At 65.7% G+C, this 16,963-nt stretch carries 16 protein-coding genes; 11 read left to right on the top strand and 5 right to left on the bottom strand.

All coding sequences use genetic code 11. The features are described from left to right. Positions 1 to 16: 16 nt before the first annotated feature. Positions 17 to 958 carry a CysB family HTH-type transcriptional regulator gene (locus BLQ58_RS20695; RefSeq protein WP_092601696.1) on the bottom strand — a complete coding sequence of 314 codons (942 nt, stop codon included), beginning with the start codon at positions 956 to 958 and terminating at the stop codon, positions 17 to 19. A 172-nt stretch (positions 959 to 1,130) separates the two neighbouring features. Here BLQ58_RS20695 and BLQ58_RS20690 point away from each other — a divergent pair, with 172 nt between their 5' ends. From BLQ58_RS20690 to cobA, 7 genes are all read left to right on the top strand, one after another. After that, complete coding sequence (locus tag BLQ58_RS20690; RefSeq protein WP_092601694.1) at positions 1,131 to 1,904, top strand: sulfite exporter TauE/SafE family protein; 774 nt, start codon at positions 1,131 to 1,133, stop codon at positions 1,902 to 1,904. A 31-nt stretch (positions 1,905 to 1,935) separates the two neighbouring features. Further along, positions 1,936 to 3,618 carry a nitrite/sulfite reductase gene (locus tag BLQ58_RS20685; RefSeq protein ID WP_092601692.1) on the top strand — a complete coding sequence of 561 codons (1,683 nt, stop codon included), beginning with the start codon at positions 1,936 to 1,938 and terminating at the stop codon, positions 3,616 to 3,618. 19 nt (positions 3,619 to 3,637) lie between these two features. Next, complete coding sequence (locus BLQ58_RS20680; protein ID WP_092601690.1) at positions 3,638 to 4,225, top strand: DUF934 domain-containing protein; 588 nt, start codon at positions 3,638 to 3,640, stop codon at positions 4,223 to 4,225. Continuing rightward, entirely contained in the window at positions 4,222 to 5,067 is an 846-nt protein-coding gene (locus BLQ58_RS20675) for a phosphoadenylyl-sulfate reductase (protein ID WP_092601688.1), read from the top strand. Before BLQ58_RS20680 ends, BLQ58_RS20675 begins: the two co-directional genes overlap by 4 nt. A gap of 104 nt (positions 5,068 to 5,171) precedes the next feature. After that, entirely contained in the window at positions 5,172 to 6,143 is a 972-nt protein-coding gene (gene cysD, locus BLQ58_RS20670; RefSeq protein WP_092601686.1) for a sulfate adenylyltransferase subunit CysD, read from the top strand. A 140-nt stretch (positions 6,144 to 6,283) separates the two neighbouring features. After that, complete coding sequence (locus BLQ58_RS20665; RefSeq protein ID WP_092601684.1) at positions 6,284 to 7,588, top strand: sulfate adenylyltransferase subunit 1; 1,305 nt, start codon at positions 6,284 to 6,286, stop codon at positions 7,586 to 7,588. 39 nt (positions 7,589 to 7,627) lie between these two features. Then, positions 7,628 to 8,404, top strand: coding sequence for a uroporphyrinogen-III C-methyltransferase (gene cobA / locus BLQ58_RS20660; RefSeq protein ID WP_092601682.1), 777 nt, complete (start codon positions 7,628 to 7,630; stop codon positions 8,402 to 8,404). Positions 8,405 to 8,567: 163 nt separating this feature from the next. Here the strand turns inward: cobA and BLQ58_RS20655 are convergent, their stop codons facing one another. From BLQ58_RS20655 to lptF, 3 genes are read right to left on the bottom strand one after another with little or no spacing between them, the layout of a single operon-like run. Beyond that, entirely contained in the window at positions 8,568 to 8,993 is a 426-nt protein-coding gene (locus BLQ58_RS20655) for a sirohydrochlorin chelatase (protein WP_092601680.1), read from the bottom strand. A gap of 2 nt (positions 8,994 to 8,995) precedes the next feature. Beyond that, positions 8,996 to 10,189: an LPS export ABC transporter permease LptG gene (gene lptG / locus BLQ58_RS20650; protein WP_092601678.1), complete on the bottom strand. Its 1,194-nt coding sequence runs from the start codon at positions 10,187 to 10,189 to the stop codon at positions 8,996 to 8,998. Continuing rightward, positions 10,186 to 11,352: an LPS export ABC transporter permease LptF gene (gene lptF / locus BLQ58_RS20645; protein ID WP_254776035.1), complete on the bottom strand. Its 1,167-nt coding sequence runs from the start codon at positions 11,350 to 11,352 to the stop codon at positions 10,186 to 10,188. Before lptF ends, lptG begins: the two co-directional genes overlap by 4 nt. Before the next feature lie 165 nt (positions 11,353 to 11,517). On the opposite strand from lptF, the gene BLQ58_RS20640 reads away from it, so the two are divergent. From BLQ58_RS20640 to BLQ58_RS20630, 3 genes are read left to right on the top strand one after another with little or no spacing between them, the layout of a single operon-like run. Beyond that, on the top strand, positions 11,518 to 13,050 hold the full coding sequence (locus tag BLQ58_RS20640; protein WP_092601676.1) for a leucyl aminopeptidase: 1,533 nt from the start codon (positions 11,518 to 11,520) through the stop codon (positions 13,048 to 13,050). A 24-nt stretch (positions 13,051 to 13,074) separates the two neighbouring features. Continuing rightward, complete coding sequence (locus BLQ58_RS20635; protein WP_092601674.1) at positions 13,075 to 13,509, top strand: DNA polymerase III subunit chi; 435 nt, start codon at positions 13,075 to 13,077, stop codon at positions 13,507 to 13,509. Further along, positions 13,506 to 14,033, top strand: coding sequence for a hypothetical protein (locus tag BLQ58_RS20630; protein ID WP_092601672.1), 528 nt, complete (start codon positions 13,506 to 13,508; stop codon positions 14,031 to 14,033). Before BLQ58_RS20635 ends, BLQ58_RS20630 begins: the two co-directional genes overlap by 4 nt. Before the next feature lie 115 nt (positions 14,034 to 14,148). Here BLQ58_RS20630 and ilvD read toward each other — a convergent pair whose 3' ends face one another. Next, positions 14,149 to 15,822: a dihydroxy-acid dehydratase gene (gene ilvD, locus BLQ58_RS20625; protein WP_092601670.1), complete on the bottom strand. Its 1,674-nt coding sequence runs from the start codon at positions 15,820 to 15,822 to the stop codon at positions 14,149 to 14,151. 164 nt (positions 15,823 to 15,986) lie between these two features. Here ilvD and BLQ58_RS20620 point away from each other — a divergent pair, with 164 nt between their 5' ends. Next, positions 15,987 to 16,931, top strand: coding sequence for a LysR family transcriptional regulator (locus BLQ58_RS20620; protein WP_092601668.1), 945 nt, complete (start codon positions 15,987 to 15,989; stop codon positions 16,929 to 16,931). Positions 16,932 to 16,963: the final 32 nt, after the last annotated feature.

Raw genomic sequence — 16,963 nt, 5'->3', positions numbered from 1 at the left:
AGTTCTTGCTGGCCGCTTAAAGCTCGTAGGCCTCGTGGTCGCCGGACATGGCCTGCTCGACGAGTTTGCGGTTCAGTGTCGGCGAGAACAGTTCGATGAAGGTATAGACGAAGCTGCGCAGGTAGGCGCCCTGCTTGACGGCCAGATGGGTCACATTGGTGCCGAACAGATGGCCGGCCGGGATGCCGCGCAGGTTGCGGTCGCGTTCGGGGTCGAAGGCCAGGCCGGCAACGATGCCGATACCGAGGCCGATTTCCACGTAGGTCTTGATCACATCGGCGTCGATGGCTTCGAGCACGATGTCCGCTTCCAGTTGGCGCAGCGCGAACGCCTTGTCGATCTTCGGCCGCCCGGCAAAGTTCACGTCGTACGTGATCAGCGGATAACCGGCCAGGTCTTCCAGCGTCAGGTGCTTCTTTTCCAGCAGTGGGTGGTCAGGTGGCGTAATCACCATATGTTGCCACTGGTAGCCGGGCAGCGACACCAACGCCTTGTCGCTGGAAATACCTTCGGTGGCGATACCGATATCCGCCTGGTCATGCAGGATCATGTCGGCAATCTGCACCGGCGTGCCCTGCTGGATCGACAGACGGACCTTGGGGTAACGCTTGGTGAACTCGGCGATCACGCGCGGGAGCGCGTAGCGGGCCTGGGTGTGCGTCGTGGCAATGGTGAAGTTGCCCTGATCCTGCGCGGCGTAGTCCTTGCCCACGCGCTTCAGGCTTTCCACCTCCTGCAGGATCTTTTCGACCGACACGAGGATGCGGCGGCCCGGTTCCGTGAGGCTCCGGATCCGCTTGCCATGCCGAGTGAAGATATCGACACCCAGCTCTTCCTCAAGCTCGATAATCGCCTTGGAAACGCCAGGTTGTGACGTATAGAGCGCCTTTGCGGCCTCTGTCAGGTTGAAATTCTGGCGGACGGCCTCGCGCACGAAGCGAAACTGGTGAAGATTCATATAACTTCGCTCGTATAAACAAACAACTTCTTATTAGTTTGAGATATGAGGCGAGTTTATTACGATTCTCGAACTTTGTTAAACGTTCGCCTGCCCGAATTGCGTCCGCGCACCGCCTGAAAAGGTGGTGCCGGGACCACCGGAGAAGCAGGCGGCAGTCGAGAAGCCCCCGATGTCCCTTGCCTATACCGTATCCGGTCTGCTGGTAGGCCTCCTGGTCGGTCTGACCGGGGTAGGCGGGGGTTCGCTCATGACGCCGCTGCTGACGCTGCTGTTCGGCTTTTCGCCGGCCACGGCGGTCGGTACCGACCTGGCGTTCGCTTCCATTACCAAGGGTTTCGGCACCATCGCCCATCGCGCCCACGGCCATGTGCAGTGGCAGGTGGTGCGCCGCCTGTGCCTGGGCAGCCTGCCGGCCGCGCTGGCCGCCATCCTGGTGCTCAAGAGCGCCGGCGAACTCGATGCCCGCTGGCTGCATGCCATCCGCGTGACGATCGGCGTCTCCGTGCTGCTGACCGTGCTGTCCCTGCTGTGCCGCAAGCAGATGCTGGCGTGGCTGGAGCGCAACCCGCGCTTCCAGCTCGAAGGCCGCCCGCAGGCGGTGGCCACGGTGACCGTCGGCGCCGTGCTCGGCGTGCTGGTGACCGTGTCGTCGATTGGTGCGGGTGCTGTAGGCGCCACGCTGATCCTGCTGCTGTATCCCCATATGAAGCCGGCCGAAGTGGCCGGTACCGATATCGCCTACGCCGTGCCGCTCACGGCCGTGGCCGGGCTGGGCCACGTGTGGCTTGGCACCGTCGACTGGAATTTGTTGCTGGCGCTGCTGGTGGGCTCGATCCCCGGCATCTGGCTCGGTGCGCAACTGTCGCGGGCACTGCCCGAACGGCTCGTGCGCGCCGCACTGGCTACCACGCTCACGCTGGTGGCCATCAAGCTCGTTTCCTAAGCATTCAACGAATACTGAACGGACCCACACCATGTATCAGTACGATCAATACGACCAGCGCATCGTCCAGGAACGTGTCGCGCAATTCCGCGACCAGGTGCGCCGCCGCCTGTCCGGCGAGCTGACCGAGGAAGAATTCCTGCCGCTGCGTCTGCAGAACGGCCTGTACATGCAGCGTCACGCGTACATGCTGCGCGTGGCCATTCCGTACGGCCTGCTGGCTTCGAAGCAGCTGCGCATGCTGGGCCACATCGCCCGCAAGTACGACCGCGGCTATGGCCATTTCTCCACGCGCCAGAACATCCAGTACAACTGGATGGACCTGGAGCGCGTGCCCGACGTGCTGGCAGATCTGGCCAGCGTGGAAATGCACGGCATCCAGACGTCTGGCAACTGCGTGCGCAACATCACCACCGACCAGTTTGCCGGCGTGGCGCCGGACGAATCGGTGGACCCGCGAGTGCTGGCCGAACTGCTGCGCCAGTGGAGCACGTTCCAGCCGGAATTCGCGTTCCTGCCGCGCAAGTTCAAGATCGCGATCTCGGCCACCAAGGACGACCGCGCCGTGGTGCAGATGCACGACATCGGCATCTATGCGTACAAGAACGCACAGGGCGAAACGCGCCTGCGCATCCTGGCCGGTGGCGGCCTGGGCCGTACGCCGATCCTGGGCACGATCATCAAGGAAGACCTGCCGTGGCAGCACATGCTGACCTACGTGGAGTCGGCCATCCGCGTGTACAACCGCTACGGTCGTCGCGACAACAAGTACAAGGCCCGCATCAAGATCCTGGTGAAGGCCATCGGCGCCGACAAGTTCGCCGCCGAAGTGGAAGAAGAGTGGAAGTTCAGCAAGGACGGCCCGGGTACGCTGACGCAGGCCGAGTTCGACCGCGTGGCGCAGTACTTCGCGCCGCCCGCCTACGAGAAGCTGGCCGACACCGACGCATCGTTCGAAAAGCACCTGCTGGAGAACAAGGCATTCTCCCGCTGGGTCAGCCGCAACGTGCGCGCGCACCGCGTGCCGGGCTACGCTTCGGTCACGCTGTCGACCAAGCCGGGCCCCGCGTCGCCTCCGGGTGACGCCACGGCCGAGCAGATGGAAGCGGTGGCCGACTTTGCCGACCGCTACGGCTTTGGCGAACTGCGCGTGGCGCACGAGCAGAACCTGGTGCTGCCGGACGTCAAGAAGCACGACCTGTTCGCGCTGTGGGAAGAGGCGAAGAAGGCCGGTCTGGCCACGGCCAACATCGGCCTGCTGACCGACATCATCGCCTGCCCGGGCGGCGACTTCTGCTCGCTGGCCAATGCCAAGTCGATCCCGATCGCGCTGGCCATCCAGGAACGCTTCGACGACCTCGACTACGTCCATGACCTGGGCGAAGTCTCGCTGAACATCTCCGGCTGCATCAACGCCTGCGGCCACCACCATGTGGGCAACATCGGCGTGCTCGGCGTCGACAAGGATGGTTCCGAGTGGTACCAGGTGACGCTGGGTGGCGCCCAGGGCAATGACTCGGCGATCGGCAAGGTGATCGGCCCGTCGTTCAGCGCCGACGAAATGCCCGAGGTGGTGACCCGCATCATCGACACGTTCGTGGCCAACCGTGCCGGCGACGAGCGCTTCATCGAAACGTTTGCCCGTATCGGCATCGCCCCGTTCAAGGAGCGCGTGTACGCCGACAAGCAGCGTGAAGAGCGCGCCGAAGCCTGACGAACGAGAGAGATTGAACATGGCAAAGATCATTCAACTGCAACGCGACGACGCTGGCCAATTCCGTCCCGTCATCGTCGAAGACAACTGGACCGTGCTGCGCGCCACCGAAACGCAGCCGCTGGACGAGGCGCATGTCGCCGCCGTGGCGCAGGGCGCCGATGCCGTGCTGTTCCCGCTGTCGGTGTGGAAGGCCCACGAGGCGCTGCTGGCTGGCCGCGACAAGGCCATCACCGGCGTGTGGCTGGCACCGGAAGACGAGCCGGGCGACGCCGCCGCGCTGTTCGACCGCGTGTCGGCCGTTGCGGTCGATTTCCCGGTGTTCCGCGATGGCCGCGGCTTCTCGTCGGCCTACCTGCTGCGCACGCGCTACCACTGGGCCGGCCAGCTGCGCGCCGTCGGCGACGTGCTGCGCGACCAGCTGAACTTCATGAAGCGGTGCGGCTTCGACACGTTCGCCGTGCGTGCGGACAAGAACATCGAAGACGCGATCAAGGGCTTTACCGAGTTCACCGTGGCCTACCAGGCATCGGTGGACGAGCCGCTGCCGCTGTTCCGCCGCGCACGTGCAGACGTGACCGACGCAACGGCACGGGGCGCCGCATGAGTTCCGTGATTTCGGAGATCCCCGTGGTCGATGCGTCGGCTTCGGTCTCGCCGCTGCGCCCCCCCGCGCTGTGGACGAAGCCGGCGTACACGGGTTCGGTCGAGGCGCTCGAGGCCAAGGAGCGCGAACTGGCCGAGCGCCTGTCGGGCATCGCCGCCCGGTTTTTCCGCGCGCGCTTTGCCACGAGCCTGGCCGCCGAGGACATGGTGCTGACCGACGCGATCCTGCGCGGCGGCGAAGCGGTGCGCGCCGGCATCCGCGTGTTCACGCTGAACACGGGCCGCCTGCACGCCGAGACGCTGGCAGTGCTGGACCAGGTGAAGGACCGCTACGGCTACTCGATCGAGCAGTTCACGCCCGACCAGGATGCGGTGGACAACTACCTGCGCAACCACGGCCTGAACGCGTTCTACGACAGCGTGGACCTGCGCAAGAGCTGCTGCGGCATCCGCAAGGTGGAACCGCTGAACCGCGCACTGTCGCACGCCGATGCCTGGATGACCGGCCAGCGCCGCGAACAGGCCGTGACGCGTGCCGAGCTGCCGTTCGAGGAAATGGACGAGGCGCGCGGCATTCCGAAGTTCAATCCGCTCGCGGACTGGACCGAAGCCGAGGTGTGGGCCTACCTGACGCGCCACAACGTGCCGGTCAACGCGCTGCACGCCAAGGGCTACCCCAGCATTGGCTGCGAGCCGTGTACGCGGGCGGTCAAGGCTGGCGAGGATGTACGCGCGGGCCGGTGGTGGTGGGAAAACCGGGACACAAAGGAATGCGGATTGCACGAAGGCAATCTGCGCTCCGTCCCGGTTTCGGCGAAGGCCAACTTTGCAGGGCAAAGTTAAGGCCGACAGGCCGGGCCGGAGGCAATCCACACTGTTTTTTTAGAGTGCGGGCTCCGCGAACAGAACATCAAGCACTGAACAGAATTAGTAGAGGCCAGAACGACATGGGCATCATGAACGACATCGCAGACGCAGGCGTGGCCGCCAACGTGGAACACCTGCTGCAGGTCCAGAACGACCACCTTGACCGGCTCGAAGCCGAGTCCATCTACATCATCCGCGAGGTGGTGGCCGAATGCCGCAACCCGGCGCTGCTGTTCTCGGGCGGCAAGGATTCGATCGTCATGCTGCACCTGGCGCTGAAGGCCTTCCGCCTGGGCGACCGCAAGGTGGAACTGCCGTTCCCGCTGGTGCATATCGACACCGGCCACAACTATCCGGAAGTGATCGCCTTCCGCGACCAGCGCGTGGCCGAACTGGGCGCGCGCCTGGTGGTGGGCCATGTGGAAGATTCGATCAAGCGCGGCACCGTGCGCCTGCGCAAGGAAACCGACTCGCGCAACGCCGCGCAGGCCGTGACGCTGCTGGAAACCATCGAGGCGCACAAGTTCGACGCGCTGATGGGCGGGGCTCGCCGCGACGAAGAGAAGGCCCGCGCCAAGGAGCGCATCTTCTCGTTCCGCGATGAATTCGGCCAGTGGGACCCGAAGGCCCAGCGCCCCGAGCTGTGGAGCCTGTACAACGCCCGCATGGCGCAGGGCGAGCAGATGCGCGTGTTCCCGATCTCGAACTGGACCGAGCTTGACGTGTGGCAATACATCGCCCGCGAAAACCTGGCACTGCCGCCGATCTACTATGCGCATCAGCGCGAAGTGGTGCGCAAGAACGGCCTGCTGGTGCCGGTCACGCCGATCACGCCGAAGCAGGATGGTGATGTCAGCGAAGTGCTGTCGGTCCGCTTCCGTACTGTGGGCGATATCAGCTGCACCTGCCCGGTGGCCAGCGTTGCGGCATCGCCGGTGGAGATCATCGCCGAGACCGCGGTGACCGAGATCACCGAGCGCGGCGCCACGCGCATGGACGACCAGACGAGCGAAGCGTCGATGGAACGCCGCAAGAAAGAAGGCTATTTCTGACACCGGACGCATATACGGGCACATCGCGTCGTTGCGCGAGTGCTCGTGTACCAATGTACACGTCGCCCTCGCCGCCTAGCGCTGTATCCCGTCTATGCGCCGGACCAAGCGGCGTGAGGCGAAAGAAAAGGATTTCTCGAATGTCTCACCAATCCCAACACCAAGGCCTGCTGCGTTTCATCACCGCGGGTTCCGTCGATGACGGCAAGAGCACGCTGATCGGCCGCCTGCTGTTCGACAGCAAGGCCGTGCTGTCCGACCAGCTGACCGCGCTGGCCAACGCCAAGAACAAGCGCACCGCTGGCGAGGAGATCGACTTCTCGCTGCTGACCGACGGCCTGGAGGCCGAGCGCGAGCAGGGCATCACGATCGACGTGGCGTACCGCTACTTCTCGACCGCGCGCCGCAAGTTCATCATCGCCGATACGCCGGGCCACGAGCAGTACACGCGCAACATGGTCACGGGCGCTTCGACGGCTCACGCCGCCATCGTGCTGGTGGACGCCACGCGCGTCACCGTGACCAATGGCCGTGCCGAACTGCTGGCCCAGACCAAGCGCCATTCGGCGATCCTGAAGCTGCTGGAACTGCAGCACGTGATCGTGGCCGTGAACAAGATGGACCTGGTCGAATACAGCGAGCAGCGTTTCAACGAAATCCGCACGGCCTACACCGAACTGGCCGCGCAGCTGGGGCTGAAGGATGTGACCTACGTGCCGGTGTCCGCGCTGCGTGGCGACAACATCGTCCATGCCAGCGACGCCATGCCGTGGTACCAGGGCGAGCCGCTTCTGCCGCTGCTGGAAGCCCTGCCGGTGGAAGACGTGGCCCCCGAGGGCGACGCCGCGCTGCGCTTCCCGGTGCAGCTGGTGGTGCGCCAGGACGGCTCCGCTGCCGACGATTTCCGTGGCTACGCGGGCCGCGTGGAAGCGGGTACCGTGCGCGTGGGCCAGAAGCTGCGCGTGCTGCCGGCCAACCGCGAAGCCGTGGTGGCCGAGGTGCTCACGCCGAACGGCTCGGCCGACGCCGCCAACGCCGGCGACACGGTGACGGTGCGCCTGTCGGAAGACGTGGATGTATCGCGTGGTGATATGTTCGTCGCCGCCGACGCCACGGCCGCTTCGGCCCGGAAGCTGACGGCGGACCTGTGCTGGTTCGACGACGAATCGCTGAATTCGTCGCGCAAGTACGTGCTCAAGCACACCACGGCCAGCGTGTTCGCACGCGTCTCGACGGTGGATCGCGTGCTGGACGTGCACACGCTGTCGCACGAGACCGGCCGCCACGAGATCCACCTGAACGACATCGGTTCGGTGCAGATCTCGCTGCAGAAGCCGATCGTCTGCGACACCTACGGCGACAATCCCGCGACGGGCGCCTTCGTGCTGATCGACGAAGCCACCAACCATACGGTGGCGGCGGGCATGATCCGTGCGTACGCCTGATATCGTCTACGCTGGACAGATCGGATAACGGTAGCAGAGATGAACGCGCAGAAGGCAACGTCGACCGGCAAGGTGTACCTGATTGGTGCGGGCCCCGGTGCGGCCGACCTCATTACGGTGCGGGGTGCACGGCTGTTGGGCGAAGCCCAGGTCGTGCTGCATGACGCGCTGGTGTCGCCCGAGATGCTGGCCTGGTGTCCCCAGGCCGAGCTGATCGAGGTGGGCAAGCGATGCGGCCAGCGGTCGACCGCGCAGCTGTTCATCAACCGCCAGATTGTCGATCTGGCCACCAAGTACGAGCGGGTGGTGCGCCTCAAGGGCGGCGATCCGATGCTGTTCGGCCGTGCCGACGAGGAACTGCAGGCGCTGGAAGCGGCCGGCATCGAATACGAGGTGGTGCCCGGCATTACCGCTGCCCTGGCGGCCGCCAGCGCCATTGCGCGGCCGCTGACCAAGCGCGGTGTGTCGCGCAGCGTGGCGTTTGCCACGCAGGCCAAGGCTGCCGATGCCGTGGACGTCGAGGCTGACGTCAAGGCCGATACCATCGTCTACTACATGGGCCGCGACCAGGCGGCCAATATTGCCGCGCAACTGATGGCGCGCGGCAAGCCGGCATCCACGCCCGCCTGGGTGGTGGAGGCGGCAACCACGCCCAATCAGCGCAGCCGTCAATTCACGCTGCGCCAGATGGCGGCGGGCGAGGCGGCGCGCTGGATGGACCCGGTGCAGCCAAGCCTGCTGATGATTGGCGAGGCGTTGGGAACCCGCGCAACCGAGCATGTCGAAGCACACGCAAAGGGCGAGCGGGCGGCGTGATCCGGTAGTCTGTGGAAATGCGAAAGGCCAGAGTGTGAGCTCTGGCCTTTTCGCATTTTGAACCGCTGGCCCTCTCCCTAACCCTCTCCGGCAAGCGGGAGAGGGGACCGGCTCACAGCCGTTCAGCTCCCTCGCCGCAAGCGGGAGAGTGGCTCACAGCCGCTCAAACACTGCCGGTTTGCTCCCCTCGCCCGCTTGCGGGAGCGGGGCTGGGGGAGAGGGCCAGCGCGCAATATGCCGCGATGGCATCCAGCACCCCATCCACCTCGCCCACGGCCGTGGCGGCCTGAATCGTCACGCCCGGATACTTCGCCCGGCACTCGTCGATCAGCACCGGAAAATCGCGCCGCAGATGGCCGCCCTGGCCAAAGAACACCGGCACCACGGTGATCGTATTCACGCCAGTTCCGGCCAGTTCGTCGATGGCTTCCGCCAGCGACGGCGCCATCAGTTCCAGAAAGGCCAGCCGGACCGCACAGCCGGGCAGCAACGCCACGAGCTTGCCGTGCAGCCGGTCGAACGGCTCACGCCAGCGGGCGTCGCGGGCGCCGTGGCCGAACAGGACGATGGCGGGTGTCGATGCAGCCATCGTCAGTGCCGATCCACCCAGCGCAACGATGTCAGCGCGATGGTCAGGTACAGCGTGCCCGGCACCAGCGCCGAGACGATCGGCGGCCAGGTGTGCAGCAGGCCCACGTGCGAGAACAGCGTATTGGCCAGGTGGAACGACAGGCCCAGCATGATGCCGCCGAACACCTTCACGCCCACCGCGCCGGCCCGCGCGTGCAGGTAGGCGAACGGCAGGGCCAGCGCCACCATCACGAACAGCGTCAGCGGATAGACCACTTTCTTCCAGAACGCGATCTCGTACCGCTGCGTGTCCTGCTTGTTGTCGCGCAGGTGGCGGATATAGCGGAACAGGTCCAGCGTCGACATCCGCTCCGGCGTAACCAGCAGCACCGACAGGATCTGCGGGGTCAGTTCGGAGTGCATCACCATGTTCGGGAACAGTGCCTGCTCGGCGCGGAAGTCGGGCGCCAGCGCGTCACGCCTCGCGGCCGGCTGGCCTGCTTGCGCCGGCTGGGCGGCCTGGCCTGCCGGAAGGTCGCGCAGTTCGGCAAAACGGGTCTCGTTGACGTCGTTGAGCTGCCATTGCTGGCCGCCCTGGTACCGGCCTTCCTTGGCCACGCGGATCACGCGCAGGCGGTAGTCGCGGTCGAACTCGTAGATCGTGATGCCATTGATGGTCTGATCCGCCTTCAGGCCCTGAACATTGACGAAGCGGGTGATCTCTCCGCCACCTACTGCGTCGCGATCGCGGTCCTTTACCCAGACTCCTGACCGGAAGCCCGACGACACCGTGGCGCCAATCGCCTCGAGCTTGATCTTCTGCGCGTACTGCTCGGCGGCCGGGCCGATGAACTCGCCGAACACGAAGGTGACCAACGCCAGCGGCACGGCCAGTTTGAACAGCGAGAACAGCGCCTGGCGCGTGTTCAGGCCGGCCACGCGGAAGATCGTGTATTCGGACTGGCTGGCCAGCTGCGAGAACACGTAGATGGCGCTGATCAGCACCGCGATCGGCAGGACCTCGTAGATCCGCGTCGGCGCCTGCAGCATGACGTGGAAGAAGGCCACCAGAGACGTGTAGTTGCCCTGCACGCTCTCCAGTTCGCTGAGCATGTCGAAGAAGATGAATAGCGCCAGCACTGCAAACAGGATGAACGAGAAGACCCCGTAGATCAGTCGCGCGAAATAACGCTCATAGACGGCCAGGATCCTCATGCCTTGCCCCCGCCGTTCTTGCCGTTCGTGCCGTTCGTGCCGTTCGTGCCATTGGCCGGCTTCCCGAGCCGGTGCAGGCCGAACACCGCCCGCCAGCCGCCCAGGCTGCGGTTTGCACGGTAGCGGAACATCAGCAGCGCGCACAGGAATACGAAGACGTGGATCGGGACGAGCGCCGTCCAGAACGAGAGCGACCCCGAGCGCACCCAGGCCTGGGCCAGGTTGATCATGTTGCTGTAGGTCAGGTAGATCAGCACGGCGAACACCAGCGGCGTATAGCGACCCAGGCGCGGGTTCACATAGGCCAGCGGGATGGCGATCATCACGAAGTTGAAGGCCAGGATCGGCAGCGACACGCGCCACAGCAGTTCGCCCAGGTTTTCACGCGTGGGATTGCGCAGCAGGTCGATCGTGTCCCGGCTCTTGGCCGGCTGGTCGGCTTCGGTCTCGGGCGGCTTGTTGTCGACCCTTACCGCGTATTTATCGAATTCAATGATCCGATAGTTGAGCTGGCCCGGGATGCCGGCGTAGCGGCGGCCATGCTCCATGACCACCAGGCGGTCACCGTTGGGCTGGGTTTCGAACTGTCCCTGGTGCGACAGCGCCACCCCGATCTTGCCGGCTTCGGAATTTGCAACAAATACGTTACGAGCGTGCTTCATGTCGGCGTCGATGCCTTCGATGAACAGCACATAGTTGCCGTTGGCGGGCTCGATGAAGCGGCCGGAGGCGATCATCGACAGCACGCCACGCTGCTGGAAGCGGTCGCGGAACAGCGCGCTCTGCTGGTTGGCCCAGGGCCAGGCGAAGGTGCCCAGCAGCAGCGCCATGATGAAGAACGGCGTGGCGAACTGCAGCACCGGCTTGACCAGGTCGCGCAACGAAATGCCGGCCGAGAACCACACCACCATTTCCGAGTCCTTGTACCAGCGGGTCAGGACGATCAGGGTCGAGATGAACAGCGTGGCCGACAGCAGGATCGACAGGTAGCCAATGGTGGCCAGGCCGATCAGCATCAGCACGTCGTTGGGGCTGGCCTTGCCGTTGGCGGCCATGCCCAGGATGCGGATCACGAGCGACGTCAGCATGAACGTCAGCATCACCAGGAACACCGCACCGGCGGTGTAGGCGAGCTCGCGTCGCAGGGCTTGTTGAAAAATCATGCGTGAATCGCTTCCGGCTTCCGGCCGGCGCGGGCGATATGCCGGGGGCCGAGGGACTGGCAGGACCGCGGGCTGTCAGCTTGCAGGATCGGCGGCGGCAGATCGCGGATGAAAATCGCGGATAATGGGGGCTTTCTTTTCGACGAGCCCCTGGAAGGAAGCGCGATGGAATTTAGCACAAAAGCCCTGGATCTGAGCAAAGCCGGCCAAAATGGTTTCCTGGCCACCAAGACCGACTGCCTGGTGGTAGGCCTGTTCGAGGGCCAGAATCTCGCCGGCGTGGGCAAGGCGCTGGACGTGGCCACCAAGGGGCTGGTGACGCGCCTGGTCAAGCAGGGCGACTTCGAAGGCAAGCGCGGCACCCATCTGATGCTGCACGAAGTGGCTGGCATCGGCGCCGCCCGCGTGCTGCTGGTGGGCCTGGGCAAGGAAGTCGAATTTACCGACAAAGCCTTTGCCGAGGCGGTGCGCACGGCCATGCGTGCGCTGGGCGGCACGCGCGCCGCATCGGCACTGTGGTGCCTGGCACAGCAGGCGCCGCAGCAGCGTGACGTGGCCTGGGCCGTGATCACGACGATCAGCATCGTGCGCGAAGCCGGCTATCGCCTGCTGGAGCGCCACCCGGAACTCAAGCGCGCGGCCAAGGGCGCCGGCGCGGCCGACAAGCCCACGCTGCGCAAGATCGTGCTGGCCGTGGACGCGGCCGACGCCAAGGCGGCCACCCAGGCCGTGGTGCGCGGCACGGCCATCGCCAACGGCATGGAACTGACCCGCGACCTGGGCAACCTGCCGTCGAACATCTGCACGCCGACCTACCTGGCCAACACCGCCCGCGGTATCGCCAAGAAGCACAAGCTCAAGGTCGAAATCCTGGGCCGCAAGCAGATCGAGGCGCTGAACATGGGCGCCTTCCTGGCCGTGACCAAGGGCAGCGTGGAGCCGCCGCAGTTCATCGTGCTGCGCTATGACGGCGCCAGCGCCAAGGCCGCGCCGGTGGTGCTGGTGGGCAAGGGCATCACGTTCGACACCGGCGGCATCTCGCTGAAGCCGGGCGAGGGCATGGACGAGATGAAGTACGACATGTGCGGCGCCGCGTCGGTGCTGGGCACCATCCAGGCCGTGGCCGAGATGGGCCTGAAGCTGAACGTGATCGCCGTGGTGCCCACCTGCGAGAACATGCCGGCCGGCAACGCCACCAAGCCGGGCGACGTGGTGGTCAGCATGTCGGGCCAGACCATCGAGATCCTGAACACGGATGCCGAAGGCCGCCTGATCCTGTGCGACGCGCTGACCTATGTGGAGCGTTTCAAGCCGGCCGCCGTGGTCGACGTGGCCACGCTGACCGGCGCCTGCATCATCGCGCTGGGCCATGTGAACAGCGGCCTGTACGCGCGCAGCGACGTGCTGGCCGACCAGCTGCTGAACGCCGGCCGCAAGGCCATGGACACCGCCTGGCGCCTGCCGCTGGACGATGACTACCAGGACCAGCTCAAGTCGAACTTTGCCGATATGGCGAATATCGGCGGCCGCCCGGCCGGCAGCGTCACGGCCGCGTGCTTCCTGGCGCGCTACACCGAGAAGTACGACTGGGCCCACCTGGATATCGCCGGCACCGCCTGGAAGAGCGGCGCGGCCAAGGGGGCTACCGGCCGTCCGGTGCCGCTGCTGACGCAGTTCCTGATGGACCGTGCCGGGTAACCGGCCAATCGAAGGCAGCACGGGATGACGCGCATCGACTTCCACAGCAACGTGCCGGATACGCTGGCCTACGTCTGCCGCCTGGTCCGCAAGGCCTATGGGGCAGGGCAGAAGGTGGTGGTGTTCGGCGCCCCGCAGCAGCTGGCGCAGCTTGACGCACGGCTGTGGTCGTTCTCGCCGCTCGACTTCCTGCCGCATTGCGGGCTGGACAGCCCCAATGCGGCGGTGACGCCGATCATCCTGGCCGCCACGCTGGAACAGGTGCCGCATCACCAGCTGCTGGTCAACATCGCGCCGGAAGCGCCGGCGCAGTTCGCCAGCTTCGAGCGAATGATCGAGGTGGTGGGCGCCACCCCCGACGCCCGCGACGCCGGCCGCGAGCGTTATCGTTTCTACCGTGAGCGTGGATATCCGCTCACGCACCATGACATCGGGCAGGCCAAAGGAGAATCGGCATGAGCGAACGCACGACATCGCGGGTGATTCCCCGGCTGGGGCCCAATGACAGCGTGCCGCTGCTGACCGAAATCGTCGAATTGCCAGACGCGGCTTTCGAGGCGCCCACGCAGCCGCTGGATCATCCGGTGGCGCAGCCAATGCCCGCACGGCATGGCGCCACGGTCATCGATACGGCGGACATGCCCGATTCGGGCGTGGTGACGGCGGTCGGCGATACCGGTTCGCTGGCCGGCGCCGCCACTGCCCCAGACACGCATCCGCCGATGGTGGACGCCGCGGCGTTCCAGCCCGGAGACGACGACCTGCGCGCCGTGCGCACCGAACTGCTGACGCGCGTGATGATGCGCTTCCGCACCGAATGGCCACAGGTGGTGGAGGCCCATACCGAGGCCACGCTGCAGTCGCGCCTGGCCCCGCTGACCGCCCAGCTGGCCAGCGAACTGACACAGGCGCTGGAGGCCCGACTGGTGGAATGGCTCGACGCCACGCTGGAAGAGATCGAGCGGGATCCGGGCGGGATATAGACGGTTTTCTTCCATCTCCCATTAGAGATCGAACGGGACCCGGGCGGGGGTGTAGATGGTTTTCTCCCCTCTCCCGCCGTGCGGGAGAGGGGAGTGGGTCAGCGGTATTTCAACCTCAGTCCGTCACCGCGCCCTTGCTGGCCGTCGATGCCAGTTTCGAGAACTTCGCCAGCACCCCCCGGGTATAGCGCGGCGCCGGCTGCTTCCAGGTGGCACGCCGCCTGGCCAGTTCGTCGTCCGGCACGTTCAGTTGCAACACCAGCTGGTGCGCGTCGATCGTGATCGAATCGCCTTCCTGCACCAGCGCGATGGTGCCGCCGACGTAGGCTTCCGGTGCCACGTGGCCGACCACCATGCCCCAGGTGCCGCCCGAGAAGCGGCCGTCGGTAATAAAGCCCACCGATTCGCCCAGCCCCTTGCCGATGATGGCCGAAGTGGGCGCAAGCATTTCGGGCATGCCAGGGCCGCCCTTCGGGCCGAGATAGCGCAGCACGAGGATATCGCCGGCGTTGATCTTGTCGCCCAGGATGGCCTCCATCGCGCTCTGCTCGTCCTCGAACACACGTGCCGGGCCCGTAATGACCGGGTTCTTGAGCCCGGTGATCTTGGCCACGGCGCCTTCCTCGGCCAGGTTGCCCTTCAGGATGGCCAGGTGGCCCTGCTTGTAGAGCGCGCGGTCGAGCGGCATGATCACGTCCTGGTCGGCGCGCGGCTGATCGGGCACGTGCTCCAGTTCCTCGGCCAGCGTGCGGCCCGTGATGGTCAGGCAGTCGCCATGCAGCAGCCCCGCATTCAGCAGGATCTTCATGACCTGCGGAATGCCGCCGGCCCGGTGCAGGTCGGTGGCCACGTAGTCGCCCGACGGCTTCAGGTTGCAGATCACCGGCACGCGGCGGCGAATGCGCTCGAAATCGTCGATCGTCCATTCCACTTCGGCCGAGTGGGCGATCGCCAGGTAGTGCAGCACGGCGTTGGTGGATCCGCCCGTGGCCATGATCAGCGTGACGGCGTTTTCAATGGACTTGCGCGTGATGATGTCGCGCGGCTTGATGTCCTTCTTGACCGCCTCCACCAGCACCCGGGCCGATTCGGCGGCGCTGTCGACCTTTTCCTGGTCCGGGTTGGCCATGGTCGACGAATACAGCAGCGACATGCCCAGCGCCTCGAACGACGAACTCATCGTGTTGGCCGTGTACATCCCGCCGCACGAGCCGGTGCTCGGGCAGGCATTCTTTTCCACGCCCTCGAAGTCTTCCTGGCTCATGCGGCCGGCCGTGAATTCGCCCACCGCCTCGAACGACGACACGATGGTCAGGTCCTTGCCCTTCCAGTTGCCCGGTTTGATGGTGCCGCCGTACACGTAGATGCCCGGCACGTTGGTGCGCGCCAGCGCGATCATGCCGCCCGGCATGTTCTTGTCGCAGCCGCCAATCACGACCACGCCGTCCATCCACTGGCCCTGCGCCGCGGTCTCGATACAGTCAGCGATCACTTCGCGCGAGATCAGCGAGTACTTCATGCCTTCGGTGCCCATCGACATGCCGTCGGAGATAGTCGGCGTGCCGAAGATCTGTGGATTGGCGCCCGACGCGCGCACGGCCTCCACGGCGGCATCGGCCAGCCGCTGCAGGCCGGCATTGCACGGGGTAATCGTGGAATGGCCATTGGCGATGCCCACCATCGGCTTGTCGAAGTCTTCCTTCTTGTAGCCGAGCGCGTAGTACATCGAGCGGTTGGGGGAGCGCGCCACGCCTTGCGTAATGTGCTGGGAGCGTTTGTTGAAAGCCATGAAGTCTCTCCGGGGGGGATGCCGGCCCTGGCGCGATGCGCCGCTGCGCCAGCCGTGTTGTGGTGTTGTGCCGGAAAGCATGCGCTTGGCGTTTTAGCGTGTCAAATATATTATTCGAGCGTTATTAGGTCGAAAAACATATCACTAGGAAAGGATCGCCCGCGGTGGATCTGCGCCAGTTGCGTTACTTCGTCACAGTGGCCGAAGAGTTGCATTTCGGGCGGGCGGCCCGTCGGCTGGCCATGACCCAGCCGCCGCTGTCTCAGCAGATCCAGTCGCTGGAGGAAGAGATCGGCGTGCAATTGTTCGTGCGCACGCGGCGGTCGGTGATGCTGACGCCGGCCGGCCAGCAGTGGCTGCCGGAGGTGCGGCGCGTGCTGGCCGACGCCGGGGCGCTGCCTGCCCTGGCGCAGCGGCTGGCGCGGGGAGAGGTGGGGTCGCTGGCGCTGGCCTTTGTCAGCACCGCCGATTACGGCATCCTGCCCGACCTGCTGCGGCATTTCCGCGCGCAACACCCGGACGTGCAGCTGCAACTGCGCGAAGCCACCAGCGATGTCCAGCTAGAGGCACTGGCCGAAGGCACCATCGACGCCGGGCTGGTCATCCGCCCGCAACTGCCCGTGATGCCGCACGGCCTGTCCTACCTGCCGCTGGTGCGCGAGCCGCTGGTGCTGGCCGTGCCCGACGGATGGCGGCCCGCCGGCAGCGCCACGGCGCCGCAGGCGGTGGCGCTGCGCGATGCCGCGCGCGAGCCGCTGGTTATCTTCCCGCGCCGAAGTGCGCCAGCGTTTTATGACATCATTACGGGCTACTATGCGCGCGACGGCCTGACGCCCGCGATTGCCCAGGAGGCCATCCAGATGCAGACGATCGTGAGCCTGGTTTCGGCCGGCATGGGCGTGGCGCTGGTGCCCGCGTCGCTGCGCAACCTGCGGCGCACGGGCGTGTCCTACCTGACCTTGCTCGACGCCGGCCCCGAGATCGAGACCGGCCTGGCCTGGCGCGAGGGCGCGGCCGGGATGGCGCCAGTGCTGCGGTCGTTCATCGATATCGCCACCGGGCTGGCCGGCGCCATCGGGTTGACGCATGACCATGGCATAAATACATAGAACATCGCGCAGCACGCCGCGCGCTCCAAACT

The organism is Ralstonia sp. 25mfcol4.1 (assembly GCF_900104095.1).
GTDB lineage: Bacteria > Pseudomonadota > Gammaproteobacteria > Burkholderiales > Burkholderiaceae > Cupriavidus.
Note: the sequence above shows the minus strand (reverse complement) of the source record. Positions and strands in the feature narration are given on the sequence as shown.

Excerpts from the sequence above, each read along its gene's own strand:
- BLQ58_RS20695 (WP_092601696.1), bottom strand. The coding sequence starts at position 958 with ATGAATCTTCACCAGTTTCGCTTCGTGCGCGAGGCCGTCCGCCAGAAT.
- BLQ58_RS20690 (WP_092601694.1), top strand. The coding sequence starts at position 1,131 with ATGTCCCTTGCCTATACCGTATCCGGTCTGCTGGTAGGCCTCCTGGTC.
- BLQ58_RS20685 (WP_092601692.1), top strand. The coding sequence starts at position 1,936 with ATGTATCAGTACGATCAATACGACCAGCGCATCGTCCAGGAACGTGTC.
- BLQ58_RS20680 (WP_092601690.1), top strand. The coding sequence starts at position 3,638 with ATGGCAAAGATCATTCAACTGCAACGCGACGACGCTGGCCAATTCCGT.
- BLQ58_RS20675 (WP_092601688.1), top strand. The coding sequence starts at position 4,222 with ATGAGTTCCGTGATTTCGGAGATCCCCGTGGTCGATGCGTCGGCTTCG.
- cysD (WP_092601686.1), top strand. The coding sequence starts at position 5,172 with ATGGGCATCATGAACGACATCGCAGACGCAGGCGTGGCCGCCAACGTG.
- BLQ58_RS20665 (WP_092601684.1), top strand. The coding sequence starts at position 6,284 with ATGTCTCACCAATCCCAACACCAAGGCCTGCTGCGTTTCATCACCGCG.
- cobA (WP_092601682.1), top strand. The coding sequence starts at position 7,628 with ATGAACGCGCAGAAGGCAACGTCGACCGGCAAGGTGTACCTGATTGGT.
- BLQ58_RS20655 (WP_092601680.1), bottom strand. The coding sequence starts at position 8,993 with ATGGCTGCATCGACACCCGCCATCGTCCTGTTCGGCCACGGCGCCCGC.
- lptG (WP_092601678.1), bottom strand. The coding sequence starts at position 10,189 with ATGAGGATCCTGGCCGTCTATGAGCGTTATTTCGCGCGACTGATCTAC.
- lptF (WP_254776035.1), bottom strand. The coding sequence starts at position 11,352 with ATGATTTTTCAACAAGCCCTGCGACGCGAGCTCGCCTACACCGCCGGT.
- BLQ58_RS20640 (WP_092601676.1), top strand. The coding sequence starts at position 11,518 with ATGGAATTTAGCACAAAAGCCCTGGATCTGAGCAAAGCCGGCCAAAAT.
- BLQ58_RS20635 (WP_092601674.1), top strand. The coding sequence starts at position 13,075 with ATGACGCGCATCGACTTCCACAGCAACGTGCCGGATACGCTGGCCTAC.
- BLQ58_RS20630 (WP_092601672.1), top strand. The coding sequence starts at position 13,506 with ATGAGCGAACGCACGACATCGCGGGTGATTCCCCGGCTGGGGCCCAAT.
- ilvD (WP_092601670.1), bottom strand. The coding sequence starts at position 15,822 with ATGGCTTTCAACAAACGCTCCCAGCACATTACGCAAGGCGTGGCGCGC.